The 18,511-nt window shown below is 40.9% G+C and carries 17 protein-coding genes and 1 pseudogene; 5 read left to right on the forward strand and 13 right to left on the reverse strand.

Going from position 1 to position 18,511, the window contains the following annotated elements:
* Positions 1 to 171 precede the first annotated feature (171 nt).
* Positions 172 to 1,557 carry a hypothetical protein gene (locus tag V6C71_12245; GenBank protein ID HEY9769242.1) on the forward strand — a complete coding sequence of 462 codons (1,386 nt, stop codon included), beginning with the start codon at positions 172 to 174 and terminating at the stop codon, positions 1,555 to 1,557.
* 664 nt (positions 1,558 to 2,221) lie between these two features.
* Here V6C71_12245 and V6C71_12250 read toward each other — a convergent pair.
* From V6C71_12250 to V6C71_12305, 12 genes and pseudogenes are all read right to left on the reverse strand, one after another.
* Positions 2,222 to 3,028 carry a phosphate ABC transporter ATP-binding protein gene (locus V6C71_12250; protein ID HEY9769243.1) on the reverse strand — a complete coding sequence of 269 codons (807 nt, stop codon included), beginning with the start codon at positions 3,026 to 3,028 and terminating at the stop codon, positions 2,222 to 2,224.
* A complete protein-coding gene (gene pstA / locus V6C71_12255) occupies positions 3,025 to 3,918 on the reverse strand; it encodes a phosphate ABC transporter permease PstA (protein HEY9769244.1) in 894 nt (297 codons plus the stop codon). The genes V6C71_12250 and pstA overlap by 4 nt, the downstream gene beginning before the upstream one ends.
* Positions 3,911 to 4,765 carry a phosphate ABC transporter permease subunit PstC gene (gene pstC, locus V6C71_12260; protein ID HEY9769245.1) on the reverse strand — a complete coding sequence of 285 codons (855 nt, stop codon included), beginning with the start codon at positions 4,763 to 4,765 and terminating at the stop codon, positions 3,911 to 3,913. Before pstC ends, pstA begins: the two co-directional genes overlap by 8 nt.
* Entirely contained in the window at positions 4,746 to 5,588 is an 843-nt protein-coding gene (locus V6C71_12265; GenBank protein ID HEY9769246.1) for a phosphate ABC transporter substrate-binding protein, read from the reverse strand. The genes pstC and V6C71_12265 overlap by 20 nt, the downstream gene beginning before the upstream one ends.
* 19 nt (positions 5,589 to 5,607) lie before the next feature.
* Positions 5,608 to 5,919 (reverse strand): metalloregulator ArsR/SmtB family transcription factor, encoded by a 312-nt coding sequence (locus tag V6C71_12270; GenBank protein ID HEY9769247.1) that lies wholly within the window; start codon positions 5,917 to 5,919, stop codon positions 5,608 to 5,610.
* Between the two features lie 461 nt (positions 5,920 to 6,380).
* A pseudogene (locus V6C71_12275) lies at positions 6,381 to 6,476 on the reverse strand (IS630 family transposase).
* Between the two features lie 108 nt (positions 6,477 to 6,584).
* Complete coding sequence (locus tag V6C71_12280; GenBank protein ID HEY9769248.1) at positions 6,585 to 7,028, reverse strand: SRPBCC family protein; 444 nt, start codon at positions 7,026 to 7,028, stop codon at positions 6,585 to 6,587.
* A 110-nt stretch (positions 7,029 to 7,138) separates the two neighbouring features.
* Positions 7,139 to 8,596, reverse strand: coding sequence for a 9,9'-di-cis-zeta-carotene desaturase (gene zds, locus V6C71_12285; GenBank protein HEY9769249.1), 1,458 nt, complete (start codon positions 8,594 to 8,596; stop codon positions 7,139 to 7,141).
* Positions 8,597 to 8,660: 64 nt separating this feature from the next.
* Positions 8,661 to 9,293 carry a hypothetical protein gene (locus V6C71_12290; GenBank protein ID HEY9769250.1) on the reverse strand — a complete coding sequence of 211 codons (633 nt, stop codon included), beginning with the start codon at positions 9,291 to 9,293 and terminating at the stop codon, positions 8,661 to 8,663.
* 436 nt (positions 9,294 to 9,729) lie between these two features.
* Positions 9,730 to 11,265 carry an anthranilate synthase component I gene (gene trpE, locus V6C71_12295; protein HEY9769251.1) on the reverse strand — a complete coding sequence of 512 codons (1,536 nt, stop codon included), beginning with the start codon at positions 11,263 to 11,265 and terminating at the stop codon, positions 9,730 to 9,732.
* 204 nt (positions 11,266 to 11,469) lie between these two features.
* The gene (locus V6C71_12300; GenBank protein ID HEY9769252.1) at positions 11,470 to 11,904 is read right to left on the reverse strand and encodes a photosystem I reaction center subunit II PsaD; all 435 of its coding nucleotides are present in this window, start codon (positions 11,902 to 11,904) and stop codon (positions 11,470 to 11,472) included.
* Between the two features lie 91 nt (positions 11,905 to 11,995).
* The gene (locus V6C71_12305) at positions 11,996 to 14,047 is read right to left on the reverse strand and encodes a DICT sensory domain-containing protein (protein HEY9769253.1); all 2,052 of its coding nucleotides are present in this window, start codon (positions 14,045 to 14,047) and stop codon (positions 11,996 to 11,998) included.
* A gap of 355 nt (positions 14,048 to 14,402) precedes the next feature.
* On the opposite strand from V6C71_12305, the gene V6C71_12310 reads away from it, so the two are divergent.
* The 4 genes from V6C71_12310 (at position 14,403) to V6C71_12325 (ending at position 17,395) form a co-directional block, all read left to right on the forward strand.
* Positions 14,403 to 15,257, forward strand: coding sequence for a M23 family metallopeptidase (locus tag V6C71_12310; protein HEY9769254.1), 855 nt, complete (start codon positions 14,403 to 14,405; stop codon positions 15,255 to 15,257).
* Positions 15,258 to 15,449: 192 nt separating this feature from the next.
* Positions 15,450 to 15,992, forward strand: a complete 543-nt coding sequence (locus tag V6C71_12315; protein HEY9769255.1) for a late competence development ComFB family protein — start codon at positions 15,450 to 15,452, stop codon at positions 15,990 to 15,992.
* A gap of 102 nt (positions 15,993 to 16,094) precedes the next feature.
* On the forward strand, positions 16,095 to 16,751 hold the full coding sequence (locus V6C71_12320; GenBank protein ID HEY9769256.1) for a sigma-70 family RNA polymerase sigma factor: 657 nt from the start codon (positions 16,095 to 16,097) through the stop codon (positions 16,749 to 16,751).
* A gap of 119 nt (positions 16,752 to 16,870) precedes the next feature.
* The gene (locus tag V6C71_12325) at positions 16,871 to 17,395 is read left to right on the forward strand and encodes a zf-HC2 domain-containing protein (protein HEY9769257.1); all 525 of its coding nucleotides are present in this window, start codon (positions 16,871 to 16,873) and stop codon (positions 17,393 to 17,395) included.
* Positions 17,396 to 17,570: 175 nt separating this feature from the next.
* Here the strand turns inward: V6C71_12325 and V6C71_12330 are convergent, their stop codons facing one another.
* The gene (locus V6C71_12330; GenBank protein ID HEY9769258.1) at positions 17,571 to 18,245 is read right to left on the reverse strand and encodes a hypothetical protein; all 675 of its coding nucleotides are present in this window, start codon (positions 18,243 to 18,245) and stop codon (positions 17,571 to 17,573) included.
* Between the last annotated feature and the right edge of the window lie 266 nt (positions 18,246 to 18,511).

Raw genomic sequence — 18,511 nt, forward strand, 5'->3', positions numbered from 1 at the left:
TAATTATTGGGACAGAGGAAAAGTTATTCTCAAATTACCAAATTAGGGGGCGAGCGCCACGTTCGAGTGTTACTATAATATTTCATTTTTATCTTTAATTTAATTAAGTTACAAACTATACTACATTAATCAGATTATTACCAGAAACATTTAAATTTAGATACAACTGTGATGATTAATTTTAATGAAGGTAATCTAACCGCGGAAACTATGATTACAGAACAGTTCGAGGATCTTAATATTTCTACTCCTTCCGAGTTTGGAGTTATGGTATTTGATACTAACAATTCTACTGGAGAAGATCTTGACCCCTTGCCAGAAGATACAGATACTTCTGTCGGGGCAACCCAACTTACTAACATAGGCTGGGAGAGAGATGGTCAACCGCTAGGTACATGGACTAATGACAGTAATGTAGTTCGAGTCTTAGTTTCGGGAATTGAAGTTGCTGATGCCGTAACAGCTAATACTCTGGGCGGAAATGACCTAATTTATAGTGTAGTTAGTAGCGGGATAGGTTTGCTAAACGATGGCATACTCAACACTGGCAATGGTAACGACTCACTTAAAGGGAGAGTATTAGGAGATGGAAATGACAATATCGGCATCCTTAATGTTAATGATTTTGAAGGCAGTATCAATACTGGAACAGGTGCCGACCAAATTATTGGTACTGTTGAAATCAATGGACGGGGAGACTCCAACACTGGAATCGTTAATGGCCTCATCGGCAATATCGACACGGAGAACAACAATGATCGAATAATCGGTACTGTCAAAGTCAAAGGAGACGGAAGTTTTAACATCGGCATCTTCAGTGAAGGGTTAAACTCGATCGATACAGGAAGAGGTAAGGACCAAATTACTGGTATTGTTGAAATTCAAGGAAATGGAGACTCCAGTACAGGTTTCTTAAATAACAATTTCACTGATACCAATACAGGAAAAGGTGATGACCAAATTACTGGCATTGTTGAAATCGAAGGAAATGGGAATGATAACAATGGTATTATCAATGGCGAAGCAGGTATTAGCGCAGCAGCTGGCAATGATTATATTTACGGTTCGGTAGTAGTCGCAAAAGACGGCAGCGGCAACAGTGGCATTTCTAGTGGTATGGGTAGCATCGATATGGGTTCTGGCGATGACTATATTTATGGTGCTGTTGAAGTTAAAGGAAACGGGGATAACAACTTTGGCATCGATAATACTGCTGCTAACGTCATCCGTATGGGGTCTGGTGACGACAGAATTATTGGAGAAGGAGTAGATGCTTTTACTGGTTTTGGTGGTTCTGTTAATGGACCTGGCTTTATTAACTTGGACGAAGGCAATGATAAAATCTCTGGGTTTGGTCAGCAAATCGTCGATGGTGGTACTGGTACAGATCTAGCTGAATTTGAATTTAGCCTAGACGAATCAATAATTTTAGGCAGCAGCGATGCAAGCTCTATTGATATCACCGCAAATGAAGTAACCATGTCATTTACTAACGTAGAGGAATTTGCATTTGCTAACGGCTCTTTCACCTTCGATGAGTTGATTGCGTCTATTTGATTTAATTTGCTCTAATACAGCCTGAAATTTATTGCTGCATTTAGAATCGCGCTGTGGGATACGCCCTGTCCTCATGGCAATCAAAGGATGACTGCTTATAAAGCAAGTGATCTATAGATTAGGACGTTAGTTATAAAACGAGCTATTAGCTGCGCAAAGCAAGGCAATGCTGCGTCGTCGTCTTACGACGCGCTGCGCTATTATTCTATTCGTCTACTGTTACATTATTTGAGATTTGATACCGTGCAATTTTCTGTTTAATAGCATTATGCACTCACCAACGCCAATCAAAAATCAAAACATAGGACATTGCCACTGGGGCTTCTTAGATTAATACGAAGCTAAAGTTAAAAAGGATTTACGGTCAGCGATAATCAAAAAGTTCCAGGTGATATGACTGTGATAAATATTTATGCTGCGGTTGAAGAATTTTGGCGATCGCTACACGCCTTGGCGTAGCCAAGATCGCATTTGAAAAAAAGCCGATTGTAACCAGCGATTGCTAACTGAAACAAGCGATTACTGTTCCGCTTGCTGTCCTTAATCTAAACTCCAGTTACGTTTATTTCTTTGGTGTTTGATGTTGTTGATGTATGGAAATACTTCACAATTAGAAACATTATCTAACTGAGAAAATCAACCGCGATTGCTCTATCTTTGCAGACTATCCCCGAATACCATTGACATAAGCACCGGTCAAATCATGCTGTGGTGCAGTGAAAATTTGTTCTACCGTACCATATTCGATTAATCTTCCTACTTCTGCCTGTACCCAAAACAGGGCAGCGTAATCGGCAATTCGTCTTGCTTGTGCGAGATTGTGAGTGACAATTACTACTGTGTAACGTCCCCGCAGACTGGCAATTAAATCCTCCACTACTCCACTAGAAATCGGATCGAGTGCGCTACAGGGTTCGTCGAATAGTAAAACTTCGGGTTGCAGCACTAAAGCACGGGCAATACATAATCGCTGCTTTTGTCCGCCAGATAGAGATAGGGCTGAGGTATGGAGTCGATCCTTGACTTCTTGCCACAGTCCGACATCTTGCAGGGTAGTTTCAATTAAGCGATGAAGTCGATCGCGTTTTTTAATTCCGTGTTCTTGTAGGGGAAATGCCAGATTCTTCCAAATAGAGAAGGGGAAAGGATTAGGCTTTTGAAAGATCGTACCTACTCGCCGACGTAGAGCGATCGCATCAATGGGATGATGGAGAATTTCCACCCCATCTAAGCTAATGCTACCCGTAACTTTGGTATGGGGAATTAAATCCGTCAAGCGGTTGAGACAACCTAAAAAACTGGTTTTGCCACAGCCAGAAGGACCTACCAAAGCGGTAATTTTACCTGCCTCGATGGGCATGGTTACGTCTGTAAAAGCGGTTTTTTTCCCGTAAGCTAAACTCAGTCCCTGAGTCTGAATTGCAGGCAGAGATAATTGATTATTAGGTAAAAGTTGTGATTTATTTCTCAAGATACAATCCTCCGAGCTAACCAAAACTGCGCTATCCCAGTTGCCATGGCATTAATCAGTAACAATAAAATTAACAACACCAAGGCAGAAGCATAGGCGTTAGCATCTCCACCCGCTACATTCATCGAGAGATCGAAAATATGAACCGAGAGCGATCGCCCAGAATCTAGTAATGACTCTGGCATCCGATCTACATAACCACTGGTAAAAATTAGGGCTGCGGTTTCGGCGATCGCCCGACCAATGCCCAGAACTAAACCTACAATTAGTCCAGGTGTAGCTGCGGGTAAAAGCAGTTTCCATAAGGTAGCGGTGCGAGATATGCCCAAAGCAGCAGCCCCCAAGCGATATTCGGCTGGCACGGCGCGGAATCCCGCTTCTGTAGAGCGAATCAGGATCGGTAACACCATACAAGCTAGGGTTAAGCCACCAGACAAGATGGAAAAACCCAACCCCAAGGTAATGGAGAAAAAGGCATTACCAAACAAGCCAAAGACGATCGACGGTACTCCTGCCAAAATATCCAAGCTGCGACGTATCAAACGTCCAAAGAGACTTTCAGTGCTGGTAAACTCTGCTAATAGTACAGAAGTTCCCAAGCCAAGGGGCAGAGAAACCCCCAGACAAACTGCCAAAATCAGACCAGTAGATACCAGAATCGGTGCAATTCCTCCTTCTCGTCCTGCATTTTGGGGTGTGGTGGTCAGAAATTCCCAAGATAGTTGCCCCAGTCCATGCCAAAGAATATCCCCTAAAATCCAGCAAAAACCTGCCGTTACACCTAGAGCGATCGCCCAAAAAATAAGAGTGGGTAGTAGTACGGAATTTTGTTTGGATACAACATTTAAGAGTGAAGTTAAGGCAGAGGGTTTGGAAGTCATATTACTCATAGAGATGACTCCTACTCATAGCTTCAGCTAAGGCTACCAATAGAGCGATCGCAATCATTAATAACAAACCACTGACAAATAATGCCGAACGGTGATTTCCCGTAGCGTAAGCCATTTCTAAAGCGATGTTGGCAGTCAGGGTACGAACGGGGTCGAATAAGCTGGTGGGGGTCTGAACTACGTTGCCACAAACCATTAATACCGCCATTGTCTCCCCAATTGCCCGTCCCGTACCTAAAATCAAACCAGTGAATAAACCAGATTTGGCAGCAGGGATAATCACACTGCGAATTGTTGCCCAGGGAGAAATACCTAAAGCTGCTGCACCTTGAAAATATTCTGGGGGAACTTCGGTAAAACTTGCCTCTGCGGTTAAAGCAATGGTGGGCAAGATCATCAGAGTTAAAATGGCGATTCCCGCTAACAAGCTAGTTCCTGGTGCTTGAAGTTGATTAATCAGTGGTACGAGAACCACTAAACCCCAAAAGCCATAAACCACCGAAGGAATACCTGCGAGTAACTCGATTAACTGCCGATACAATCTGGCAATTATAAGAGGGGCATAATACTGACAAAATATTGCCGAACCAATTCCCAAAGGTGCAGCCAACAGTACCGAACCAAAAGTTACCAACAGACTTGCCCACAGCATCGGCATCAGGTTATACAAGCCTTCAACGGGATGCCAAGACGGATCGCTAACAAAACTCCACCAGCCCACTTGTTGCAATACTGGTAGTGCTTCGAGTAATAGGAATACGGTAATTAAGATAACGATAATCCCCGTAATTAAAGCTAATAGCCGTAAACTCCACAGGAGCAAGATATCACTTTGAGATGGGGACAAAATCTTGGTTTTTAATAATGTCATGGACTTGTGGCGACTGGGCAAATTCAATAAATTCCTGATCTAACCCTTGGGGTTGGGTTTTAGTAACCAAATTTAAAGGACGGGAAAGGGGAAAGGTTTCATTTTGAATATTCCCTGTGGTAGCAGCAATCTCATTGAGGGGTAATAACTTGATGGGAACGCCGTTATTAATACTAAATTCAGCCGTACCAATGGATACATAACCGATCGCGTTGGGATTACCTGTTACTGTCTTAATCCCCTGTTGATTGTCCCCAATAACCACCGATGCTTTAACCTGGCTATTTTCTAGTTCAAAATAATCTAAAAATAATTCCAGAGTAGAACGTCCTTCTGCTTTATTCACTACAGTAATCGGTGCATTGTTGCCTCCAACCTGTTGCCAGTTGTCAATCTTACCCGTGTAGATCTCAACAATTTGTTCATCTGACAGAGATTGAGCGGGATTATCTTGGTGCAGAATTACCCCAATTCCGTCACGGGCGATCGCAAAACTTTGTAAGTCTTTTTCTTCTTCTTTGAGACTGCGAGACACCATACCGATATCCGCTACTCCATTACGGGCATCGGCAATCCCGCGAGAAGAACCCCCTGTCTGTACGTCCACTCGCACATCGGGATGTTCCGCTTCAAATTGTTTGCCAATTTCTGCTGCTAGGGGTGCTACCGTACTAGAACCCGTTAAGACTAATTTTCCCTGTAACTTATCTGCTGTAGGAGAAGATTGAGTACAGGCTGGTAATCCCAAACCAATAGTTAAAGCGATCGCCATGAAGGCTGATTTTTTGAGTTTTTTCATCGAGAAATTTCTTGATTTGTTATTCAAAAGACAGGAGACAACAACCCAAATCGATCGCTCGACCAACGTTTTTCTGTCTAGTGGTCGCTACAAAATGATAGAGTACCGCCTTACCATCTCTGGTTGCCTTTACCAAACCTGAGTCCCGTAAAATTTTTAAGTGATGGGATAACAAACTCTGCTCTAACCCCAAAACAGCATTAATTTCCCCAACGTGCTTGGGTTCTTGCATCAGAATTTGCAGGACAGATAAACGGGTTGAATCTGCTAGAACTTTAAGTTTGTCCGCGCAGTTAGCATTGATATTGTCCATTTGAGCCAAACTAGACATGAATTAGAATTGATATGAATAAATATTCATATTTTGGCAATTTAACACAGATACGAAGCTAAACAGAAAAAGGATTTAAGTTTTGTAGTAAAAGTTGAATGAAGTTGAAGCTATTATCCTTAACCCTTTAGAAATTGTCCGAGGGCTAATAGGCTCTCCCCACAACACAGCCATTTGACACTGTGTTTTTTCACCATTCCGTTCGGCAAATTTCTCGAATGCTTGCCAATCAGTTATTTTCGCTTTTGTACGCTTAGGGCGGTTCGATAATGGATGATAATCCCCTGTTTCTTGCCTTCGCTTAAGCCATATGCCAATCACGGATTCACGGATAAACCGCACTCCGCCCTTCGGTCTCGGAGCGGTATGCTTTAGCATTTGCGAAGCTTATCCTTTAGGACTAACTTCGGGTCGCGCTTCGCGTCGTCCTTTAGGACAAATCAATTGTATTTCGGCAAAGAATGAAATATTTCGGCTGCTTGGCTTTTCTTCCATCCATCTAACTCGAGCGCTCGAATTACTTTTTGGCGTAAATCATAACTGTAGGCTTTTGCCATTTCTTCTGCTTAGTTTTGTTTACTTTATCTTACCTTTTGTCCTAACACTCACGACTTTACTATAGCTTTTGATCGACGTGTCTTAACCTTTGTTTCGAGTGCTATACCTCACGCCTCATCCCTTTTTTTAATTGCGTATTCTTTGAATCGCTCTAGATCCGCCATTACGGTAGACTCTACCACTTCCCCGATTAAGCGATCCATTAGTTTACCAATAATACCTGGTACAGCATAAGCAAAAGTCATTTTTACAATACTGTAGTCTTTGCGATCGTAAAAGCGAATCGCTCCCTTGTTGGGTAAACCATCCACAGAGCGCCATTCAATTATCTGCTCTGGCACAACCTGGACAATACGAGATAACCACGTAAAGTTAAAACCGCCACTAGCCAATTTCCAACGTGATAGTTCAGGATTATCTTCTAAAATTTTGACAGACTCAATCCATTTCATCCAAATAGTCATCTGTTCGAGATCCGACCAGAGACTCCATACCAATTCAATTGGTACAGGGACTTCAATTTGTACTGAATGTTCTAGCCAGTCTGTCATCTTTCAAAAAAATATATTTTTCAAATTATCCCATAAATAACGATACAGGAGGTTGCGGTTCAACAGTTGTGTTGCTTGTCAAGTTGTTGAATTCCCAGGGTTTGCGATCGCTATACCGCTACAGCCTTAAGCTGCTCGGCATTGACTAAGATAGCTTTAGCTGCTTGTTTGCCAGACAAGGTTGCCCCTTCCATACTATCGATATAGTCCTGTTGAGTATAGCTACCTGCTAAAAAGAAATTACTTACGGGAGTTTGCTGAGGTGGACGATAAGGATCCATCCCTGGTGCTTCACGATATAGCGATTGAGCCAGTTTTACTACGCTATACCAAGTCATATTCAATTCCCGTGAGGAAGGAAATAACTTATGTACCTGTTCTAAAACATGGTTAGCAATATCTTCATTTTTTTCTTTGATAAAGGGATCGCCTGGAGTTAAAACTAGCTGGAGTAATGAACCTTCTCCTGGCTTATAATAATTTCCTGGACTAGCTAAGGCTAGATCGGCAAAGCAAGAAAAATCTGCATCAGGAGTATAAAGTAGGTTATCAATACCAGCAGCCTGTTCTAATTGTTGGCGGCTATTGGCATCATTTAGCTCAGTCACCCAACCGTCAAAACGTAGCTGTACCGTAGCCACAGGAACTGTATCTAACTTATATATATTGTCAAATTCAGACCATTTACGCCACTGTTGAGGAATTACTTTCTTAATCCCTGGAACATCACAAGCACAGACATAGGCATCGGCTCTAATAGTTGTTTCTGTTTCTCCGTTAGCCACCACAATTCCTGTAACTTTAGTGGTGTCTTCAAAGTCCTCGAATAAAATTTCTCTCACACTGCGACGGGTATGAATTTTAGTTCCCCGCGCTGTTAAATAATCAACAATCGGCTTATGTAGATATTCACTAGGCGAGCCTTCTAACATTCGCAAAACGGAAGCTTCAGTTTTAGTTGCGAAAAACTGAAAAATAGTTAACATACAGCGCGCAGAAATATTTTCTGTATCAATAAAACCCAAAGCATAAGCAATAGGATCCCACATTTTTCTCAGGCTGCCGTTGTTTCCTCCGTGACTACGAAACCAATCGGCAAAGCTAATAGAATCTAAACCACGAATGGTTTTCATTGCTCCTTCGGAGTCGATTAAAGCTCTGACAATAGGACTCGTCCCCAAAGCCAAAGAGTTTGCGGCTTTGTCAACTGCTGAAAGCTGAGACGTGGTAAAAAAAGCCTTTAAACCATTAAACGGAGCCCCAGTAAGAAAGCGAAAATCTAGCTCCCCAACTCGACCACCTTCGTTGATAAAAGTATGGGTATGCTGTTTTAGACGCAGATGATCGATCGCTCCTACCTTTGTCATTAACTCAAACAAATTATAGTAGCAGCCAAAAAAAACGTGCAGCCCCATTTCTAAGTGATTACCGTCTTTATCGAGCCAACTACCTACTTTCCCACCCACAAAAGGACGAGATTCAAATATTTCTACTTCAGCACCTGCATCAACTAAATCAATAGCTGTTGCCATGCCTGCTAATCCTGCACCAACAATTGCTACACGCATTAAATTTATAATTCCCGAAAAGCAGTATCTTTACAGATTGTAATATATATCCCTGCTCTTCTGGCTATTCTTCGCCAAATGTTTTGAGCTTATTAAAAAAGGATGATACGTCTGGTAGAGGAATAAACTGGTCAATCCTCTTACTCCCCCCAGTAAATTCTGACTTAGATTTATCAGATAGTCCTAAAGCTGAAATCAAGGACATATTATTTTCTGCGGAATGATTAGTGTTTTTAAAGGCTTTTTCTAAGTTGAGTATATTTTTGTCGGCTATGACAAAAGTTTGTTTCGCTGGAGTTTTTACTCGTGTTGGCTTTACCAAAGTTGCAAATTCAGCTTCTGGCAGTTCTGCCTGCTCTAAGGCTACTGTTGCTTGAGTTGCGTCTGCTGTTAAATCTGATAAATCGTTCAGATGCTTGGGCAATTTGCGACAGATTAACCGTTCAAACTCATAGGTAAAATGAGGGTTAGGATTGCCAATACGCAGCCAGACGCTGAGAATATGCTCGATCGAAATAGCTTTATAGCGTCCTAGATACAGGGCTTCAATAGTTGCTAACCTAATCCAGCTAGCGTGATATAGGTCTAGCCAATACTTTAAAAGTTTTTCGGCATCATCACGCCCTAAATCGAAAGCATAACTATCAATCAAAGAACGAGCTTGAGCCAAGGATAAATCTTGAGTTAGTTCAGTCATTGACTTTAGTTAGTAAATATCGCTTAAAAAAATACAAGTGTTTTTGGTTTGGTTAAATATTGAATTGATCTGATGAACCTTAAAGTTATCGAATTACGATAAACTACTAGTGTAACGTTCAGCAAAAATCAGATATTCAGTTTATTCTAGCGATTAAATTCGGATGAATTTATAACTTTGTCATAGCATTACATCCAGGTAAAAATTCCCAATCGCCGTATTGTCGATTAAATATAGTGAAAAATTTGCTTTTGATGAAGCAAACTTGTCCTAATCTTTGACCGTTGGTTAAGACAGTTAGTATTTAACTTAAACGATTTATTTCAGCCTTAGCGTACCCAAAAACTTTAAGAAAATTAGCATGGCTATTAATTTTTTAGAGCAGTTATTTCAGATTAAAATTATGGATTCCAACTTTTGTAGTGTATATGTTCTATTAATTAACGCTTCTAATAGCTTCCAGCAATCCTCTAGCTTTATTGAGAGTTTCTTGGTACTCTGATTCGGGAACAGAATCTGCCACCATTCCTGCCCCAGCCTGAACCGAAACCATACGTTGATTTTCTTTAAACGGACGAACAATCATTGTCCGAATCGTAATTGCACTGTTGAGCTGTCCTTCAAAGTCATAGTAACCATACACTCCAGAATAAGGACCTCGTCTTTCTGGTTCAAGCTCATTAATGATTTCCATTGCTCTAATTTTGGGCGCGCCACTAACTGTTCCCGCTGGAAAACAAGCTTTTAATAAGTCCCAGGCAGTTTTATCAGGCTCTAATTCCCCAACAACGTTACTAACAATGTGCATAACGTGAGAATAGCGTTCAATTACCATCAATTCGTCTACGGTGACGCTACCCTTGACGCAGACGCGACCAAGATCGTTACGTCCTAAGTCTACCAACATAATGTGTTCGGCAACTTCTTTAGGATCTCCTAATAAATCTGCTGCATAAGCTTCATCTTCAATGCTGGTGCTGCCACGAGTACGAGTTCCTGCAATGGGTCTGAGGGTAGCCTTGAGCTTGCCATCATTTTGAATATCAGCCTTGACCATCACTTCTGGAGATGAACCAATTAGCTGCCAGTCACCAAACTGGTAATAGCTCATATAAGGAGAAGGATTGATCGAACGTAGGGAACGATATAGATTAAAGGGATGACCTTTATAAACGGTAGAAAGTTTTTGAGATAATACTACCTGAAAAATATCTCCAGCGCGAATATAGTCTTTTGCCTTGTTTACGTTATCGCAAAACATTTGCTGGTCAGTATTGCTACAGTAAACTAACCCAGAATCATCAAAAGACCTACTTTTACCAAAAGTTTTCCATTCTAATGATTTAGCTTCTATCGGTAAAGGTAATTGCAGCTTAAGCATTAATTTAGTGACACGATCGCTAGCTAATTGGTAAGCCTGTTCTATTGTCTGATGCTCATCGCGCAAGTCAGCATAAGAAATTGCCCAAATCTTGCGTTTAACCTGGTCAAAAATAATTAAATTATCAATCTGCATCCACACTCCATCAGGTAAGTCTTCTGATTGGGGTTCATTAACAGGCACGCGCGGTTCAATCCAGCGAATCAATTCGTATCCCCAAACGCCAAATAGTCCACCAATACCAGGAGGAAGTTGCGCTAGCTTAACTGGCTTGATTGACGCTAAACAGCGATCGCAAATATCAAAGGGATTCCCTTTAAATTCGTTGACTGAGCCATCTCGATGAGTTTGGGTCGTAGTTTCTCCCCTAGCTTCTAATACCCACATCGGATCGCAACCTAAAAAGCTATAGCGACCTATTTTTTCTTCCCCTTCGACAGATTCCAAAAGAAAACTGTAAGGTTGACCGGCACAAACTTTATACCAAGCCGATACGGGAGTCTCTAAATCGGCAACTAATTCTTGATATACGGGGACAAAATTACCTTGTTGGGCTAATTCGGTAAACTGTTCAAAATTGGGAAAGATCATGATTGGGGATTAAAAAAAGTAGCAAGTAGCCAGTAAGATTCTTAGCGATTTGATTTAAACCAGTAGTTCGACGTTTTATAGTTTAAAGCTTCAAATAGTATTATCTAAAGATTTGGATGTTGAATTAACCACGCCCACAAAAAAAGAAGGACAAGTCAGAAACGCAATTCATTCTTCATCCTTCCCAATTTTATCTACTTACTTTTATACTTCGTAAGCAGCTTTCCCAGAGAATTTAATCGTAGCAGGTTGAGCATTTTGACCGATTCTACGGTCTTTTACGCCATTGTATTCACGACCCTCGTTTACCTTCTCAGGAAATACACCATCGGCAGGGTGCAAATATCGAATTTCTCCACTGGGGAAAATGCGATAAACTTTATAATCTTGAATTCTTGGCTTAAACTTGGTTCGCAACTGTGCGCCTAGTGCCAAACACTGTTCTTTGCGAGCTAAATACAGCAGGTTTTCACCCTCATTCATGATCGCAGCGCCACCAGTAGGCATTTCAAACACCTGCTCTTTGCTACTTGTCCAAGTAATCGCGTATTTTTCTTCAATTTCTGCCTTAGTTAGTAAACCACCTGTGCTACCGCCAAACAGGGGCGTTTTACCAGAAAGCTTCATTTCTTCTGCCATGTTAATTAAAATCCTCAATTAAAGGTATTTACGGCATCCTATCATTCACTTTGTGACAATATTGTTAGTGTGTCAAAAACTGTTACAGTTTTTAGTTGTGTTGCTTTTTGTTACTTTTTTGGCGACTTGCCTTATATTTGCCAGCTTTGGAAGCGGATGGCTGAGATTTATTTTTGGTTGCCTTAATCGGAACAGTAAAGTGAAATATGCTGCCTTGGTCTTTACCAGGTGATTCTGCCCAAATTTTGCCTCCCCAATTTTTGACTACCTGTCGGCAAATAGCTAAACCCAAGCCCGTACCTCCTGCACTCCGCTGTAACGCTCCTTCTTCCTGATAGAAGCGATCGAAGACAGTTTCTAAACTACTATTTTCGATGCCTCTACCTGTGTCTGAAACCGTTACCTCTAGGGTTTTGCCACCATTGGTTTTAACGGCGATCGCAATTTCTCCATCAGCCTGAGTAAATTTACAGGCATTATCTAATAGCTTTGCCAACACCTCCACCAACCATTCACCGTCTATCTGGACTAAAGGTAAATCTTCTGGGATGGTTAGGTTTTTGATTTCGGGCATTGATTGCCCCTGATTACGCGCCTTGACATTGCTAACTGCAAGATCGATACACTCTGTAATCGATAAGGTTTCTAAATTCCACTCTACGCCACCTCCTTCTAAACGAGAAAGAGTAAGAAAGTCCTGAACTAGATGACGCATTCTCTCAGCATCACTCAGGGCAGTATCCAACATAATTTGGCTCAACTCAGGTGCCATGTCAGGCTCACTTGCCAAACTCTCTAAACACACCTGAATTGTCGAAAGAGGCGTACGGAGTTCGTGACCGACAATGGCAACCAAATTAGAACGGGTGCGGTCTAGAGCTTCTAACTGTTCGTTGAGATCTTCCAAATCAGCATAGGCCTCGGCTTGAATAAGAGCCACCCCTACCTGTGTAGCGATCGCATCTACCAAGGCAATATCATCAGGTTTCCAGGCAATAGGTTCAGCTTCGCAATGATGCAGTTCCATCACTCCTAATAACTTTCCGTGATAAAAAATTGGCACTAAAAGCCAAGAAAAAATAGAATAATTTTGGATTAAGTTTTGAAAAAATTCTCCAGTCCCTTGCTCCCAAGCTAACTGATTCAGACGTTCATCTTCGAGAGTATTATCCACGCTAATAGTTTCAGTAGAGGCGATCGCTTCTTCAAATAAGGGATTATTTGCCAATTGCCATTTTTGACCCTTAACCGATTTAATTCCAGGACCGATAAATTCGCGATCGACCGTGGACACGGTATCGTTCTCATGGCAACGATAAATAATACAGCGACAGACTCCTAGCCCCTCACCCAATTTTTGGACGGCTACCTGTAAAATTTGTTTGGTATTGAGCGATCGCCTTACCGCATCGGTAACCGAATTTAAAAGCTGTTCTTTTTGTTGTTTAGCTGCTAAAGATTTATTAGCTTTCAATAATTTATATTGACCAGCCTGAAGATATGTAACAAGTCTTTGCACAAAAGGATCGGGATTGGTCAAAGGAGACTCGATTTGGACTGGAATATCGTTAGCTTTTGGTTTGGAAGTTAAATATAGATGATGAGCCTGGTTAGTTTTGGTAGTTAATTCTGGACGATAAAGCGCAATCCGCTCCAGCATAATTTTGGCTACTTCCATGGTTACGGCGCGATCGAACGTCCAAATTCCTTCAAAACGGCGATTGGTATCCATTGCCGCGCCATATTTGCTGTCTGGAAAAGGAACATTTCTTTCGCGACAAATTAAACAACTAGCATAATGTTTGGCAATAATAACTAAATGCCATTCTTGAGCTAACGGATCGTCAGGTTCAAAGGCAACAGTTTCGTAATCTGAGGAACTGTTACTAAAATTGCTTTCAGGAGCAGCCAAAACATATACTTGGTTAGATTTATTGGCAATACGTTTATAGCGATGAGCTTCTTGGCGATAATAACGTTCCCGCTGAAAACTAGCGATCACCAGAGGCGTATCAGAATCGTTTAATACCAAATCTTCCATAGCGTGGGATAACGCCGTCAAAGAAGATTTAAAGTACATTTGTGGTCGCCAATCCGTGCAAGTGTCTAACAATTGTTGCACCACAGATTTAGAAATGCTCATCTATAAAGTTTTTTGATTAAGAACCGACCCCATAAGGGTTATGGTAACCTTGCCAACCTCGAAAGGCGAAGATACTGATTTTCCAACTGCCATCTATCAATATCCTACAAAAAACTTGTAACCTTTCTACGCGCAATAATTATAATTCGCAACAATCACGATAATTTGGTTGACCAACGGTTACAGATTACACTGTCGTATATATGTGTAGTAATTAGACAGAGGAGTATGTCAAATCACCTTAACGTAATATAATCTACCCGAAGTCTATTAGTCTGACCGCTGCATTGACCGTATTTTGTGGCTAGAATACACTCTAAATTAATATCCACCGGTAAATGTCTGCAAAATTAATATGCTCGAGCGTTTTCGACCAACCTTAACAGGAATCACTACGACTATGCTTTTAGCGATCGCTATTCCTGCTAAAGCTTTAGAAGTTCAAATTCTACCCCAAACTCCTCAGTTGGGGGATACTATTTCGGTGGTGGTTACTACCGATGATCCAAATACCCCTCCAAGTATCACCATGGATCAAAAAAACTATCCTGTATTTGAAAACAATGGCAAATATCGCGCCCTTATTCCCACTTCTCCTTTAAATGTTCCAGGAAAGATGACTTTAAAAGTTCAAGGTGACAACCAAACTAGCAATATTGGTGTCTGGTTAAAAAATCGCGTTTTTCCCGTACAGCGAATTTGGCTTAGTGGCAGTGCTTCTCGTCCAGCAACCCAGCTAGAGTTAGACCAGGTATCGGCTTTTAAAGAACTAGTTACTCCTCAAAAATTTTGGCAAGGTTCTTTTCTAAAACCTAATGCCGCTAGAATTTCCACGGGATTCGGTGTACGTCGTTATTACAACAACGTATTTGCTCAAGATTACTATCATAAAGGAGTTGACTATGCTGGTGGCTATGGTTCGCCTGTAGTTGCCCCCGCAGCAGGTAAAGTTCGCCTAGTGGGTAGAGAAGATGCTGGGTTTCATGTTCACGGTAATGTTGTTGGTATTGACCACGGACAAGGAGTGTTAAGTATCTTTATGCACCTGCAAGATATTGATGTTGTTGAAGGAGCTATGGTCAAAGCAGGTCAACGCATTGGGACAATCGGGTCTACAGGAGCTTCGACTGGACCTCATCTGCATTGGGGTTTATATGTTAATCAGGTGGCGGTAGATCCAGTTCCTTGGAGATTTGATGTTATAGACTAATCTTACAAACATATTACAAATTAGTTAAGAGTAGGAGGTAAAGCAGTGCTTTGCTCCTACCAGATTAAATAGCCAATTTAGTAGAATATAGGACAATTAGCCAAATATCTTTCCGATTCTAGACAATAGAGATTAAGATAGTGCGGAGGATTAGCTCAATTTGAATTTATTTATTACTATCTGGTCTTAACTATGGGAATTAATTCAATCGTCGAACAAGCTCTACAGGACGGCTACCTTACCCCTAGCATGGAAGCGGAAGTAGGAAGGATTTGTGATATGGCAGCAGAACTATCGGTAGAAGAATATATAGCTTTAGACAAGCTCATGGGTTCTTTACTCACGGGAGAAGTGGTAGCTGTTCCCCGCAAACAGTTTATCAACGTAATGGAAGAGTTAATTTTAAGTGAAGCAATTACCCGCATTGCCGAGATTGAACAAACTAGCGATTCGTCTTTAGATGTGGGAGATATTGCCGCCTATGCCTTAAATCGTCTTCCGCCCCTATATGCAACGACAGAAGAAGGCGCAAACTATCAACGTCAACGAGCAAGAGAAGAGTTACAAGGCTTAATTCAAAAGCAGGTAGCAGAGGCGATCGCTCGCTATCTAGATCGACCAGAATTTTTCCCCGAAAGACAAGCAATTGGCAACAAAAATGATTTTAATATGGCAAGTCAACTTAGCAATTTGCTAAAAGATTACGCTCCTAACTACGAACAAGATTTTAATTAAGCGTAATTTTGCCACAGAGCTAGAAACTACTCCAGGAACTTTGTAATTATTTATTAGTCTAAGAAAATATACAGAAAGTCTATACTGAGGTTAATTAAGTACATGAGTTTATCTCTTTCTGCATCCTGGTCAAAAGCCGAGATGAGCAATCATAGCTTAGTGTCTCCTGAAAAACTCTCTAATTACGAGCTTATTGTTTTTTGTCAAGCAGATGTCCAGCCAGATAAAGCGGCTTTTGCTGAATTGTTACGGAGATACCAGTCTCATTTAAATCGGCTTTTTTATCATCTAGCTCCAGATTGGCAAGAAAGAGCCGATTTAGCTCAAGAAGTATGGATTCGGGTCTATCGTAATATTCATCGTCTGCAAGAACCTGCTAAATTTCGTGGTTGGTTGAGTCGGATTGCTACTAATCTTTTTTATGATGAATTACGTAAGCGTAAGCGCGTTAGTCCTCCTCTATCTTTAGATTCAACCCGTTATGTTGAAGATGGCGAGATGAGTTGGGAACTTCCTGACGATGCCCCAAGCCCAGATGATGACTTGGCGACGCAAGAATTTTATGAGCATTTACGAATGGCAATATCTCAGCTTCCTGAAACTTTTCGTACCACGATCATTTTAAGAGAAATCGAGGGACTAGCTTACGAAGAAATCGCCGAGATGACGGGAGTAAGCTTGGGAACTGTAAAATCTCGGATTGCTAGAGCCAGATTAAAACTTCAATCGGTATTGCAAAACTATCTTAATGAAGAGTAAATTAGTAATTTAGGTCAAAAATAGCAAATTTAGACTGGCTATTTAGCCTTGAGTGGTTAGGGCTAGCTTTATCTTACCTATTATTTATATATATTTTAAAACTAAGTGGTGATGCTAGAATGACTCGCAAATTCGACAGTTTTGAGCAGGAGCGCTCTGCTAAAACTTTTAACCAAGAAACAGAAAAAACAACGGATCGTTTTGAATTGCTTAGTGCCTTTATTGATGGCGAACTATCTCCTCCAGAAAGAAATCAAGTCCAAGCTTGGTTAGACCAAGATCCTGAAATTAAACAGCTTTATACTCAGCTATTAGCTTTACAGTGTCAAATGCAGCATTCTGTGGCACCACCTAGCCAAAAATCAGTAGCTGAAATTACGGCAGGAGTTTTTAATTCAATAGATCGTCGTCGTCGTCGTCGAAAATTAGTTTGGGGGGGTAGCGCGATCGCAGCTTCGGTTTTCGCTGCAATCAGTCTTATTCCAGGAGCTGCTCCTCCTGCACTCAAGTTAGCCGATCAACAATCCCCTGGCGCTCTTGGCGACTCACCAGTTATGCTGGCTGTTGCCATCGATAAACCCACCGTTAATATTCCCAAAGCGATTAATAATCATAATAAAGCTCAACAGCCGAGAAAAAATTAATTTTCCGCCTCACGGTCGATTAATTCTCAACTACGGATTCAATACAGACTCGCTCGATAGTTTCACTAACAGTAGCAATATTCAAATTAATAACTGTCACCTGACTGGTGGTAATTAGAGCTTGCTCGGGAGTTTAATTGTCATAAGCAAAGCTATGTCCGTTATTAGTAGCGTACTAATTAGCTGTGGCAGTCGACTTACCAATTAGTTTTTGCCAACTATCTAAACGAGGATGAAAAGCAGATTTTTCCCCAAGACAAGTTAATGCTGGCTTGGATTGCGGGGAATTTTTGCCATGATTGTCCAGCTCTAAACTAGCTTGATTAGCTCGATTAGCTGGCAAATTGTCCGTCGGCAAATCAGAGTTAGCTTCAGCATCTTGAGACAAATCAGAAGATGGTGGCTGTAACTCTGGTTCAAACACAATTTCGTTGCTATTTGGCATTACCGATGAATAATGGCGATCTCCATCTTTGCCGACAAAATAGGTTGCTTTTCCATTGGTAGCCTGAAAAACATTGCCCCCAAAGACAGCTTGAGCAGGAACTAATAGGCTATTACTAGGATTGAACTTAGACTGACGACTATAATAAAAACTGCTGCCTAACTGACAAACATTAATGTAGTAATTTTTGATCTCAAAACTATACACCTGCTGATATGCAGGATTAATTGCTGCACAACTAATAACTTGACGAGCCAACCACCCATTAGCTTTTTGTTCTTGGTTAACCAAAACACTATTTGAAGCAAATTGACCAACGGTCACAGCAACACTAACCGATTGTTTGTCCAAAAAAGAGCAAATTAAAATAAAAAAACAGACTTTTTGTCTATACCAATTGACCATGGCAAAGCAGATCTTTAAACTAAAACTTAATCTTGAGATTAATTAAATAATTGAATTAGCGGCATAGGCATATTTTGTAACTTTCAACAAGCAGTAAGTACTCAACCTATGTATTGTTATTCAGTTTAAACTTAAAGAGTAAAGAGTTAGAGAACGCTGTAATTTACTAATTTTAGGAATTTTTCAAGTTTGAAGAGTTAGTAAATTTTAAAAAATTAAAGGTAGTTAAAATTGCTACCTAGAGTTGAGAAGATCATCAGTAATTT

Origin of the sequence: Coleofasciculaceae cyanobacterium (assembly GCA_036703275.1) — a bacterium.
In the GTDB taxonomy this organism is placed as follows: domain Bacteria; phylum Cyanobacteriota; class Cyanobacteriia; order Cyanobacteriales; family Xenococcaceae; genus Waterburya.